This is a genomic window from Massilia mucilaginosa (assembly GCF_011682145.1).
In the GTDB taxonomy this organism is placed as follows: domain Bacteria; phylum Pseudomonadota; class Gammaproteobacteria; order Burkholderiales; family Burkholderiaceae_D; genus Telluria_A; species Telluria_A mucilaginosa.
In genome coordinates, this window is record NZ_WHJH01000292.1 from 1 (window position 1) to 321 (window position 321).

The window sequence follows — 321 nt, forward strand, 5'->3', positions numbered from 1 at the left end:
TAACTGGGCCCCTTGGGCACGGCCCAGCTTTTCATGGTGCCGTCCAGTTCCAGCCGAAAGTCGTAATGCAGGCGGCTGGCCCAGTGCTTCTGGATGACGAAGGTGAGTGCACCGGGAGTCGCCTCACCTCCCTCGGCCGGTTCGGACGTAATCGAAAAATCGCGTTTGGACTGATACACCGTTAATGCATCCGGCATGGCGGCAACCTCGTGAGTGTGGTTTTTTACCGATTTTGGGGCCAAGCGGACAGAACGACTGTTCGCCAGCTAACTGAGCGACTTTCCCGGCTGATTGTAAGTAGTTGTAAATCGCGTCAACTGG

At 56.4% G+C, this 321-nt stretch carries 1 protein-coding gene; it reads right to left on the reverse strand.

The window, feature by feature from the left end; genetic code table 11:
* The coding region (locus tag F2P45_RS34915) for a DNA polymerase ligase N-terminal domain-containing protein (protein WP_166882736.1) at positions 1 to 197 on the reverse strand (197 nt) is incomplete at its 3' end.
* Positions 198 to 321 lie beyond the last annotated feature (124 nt).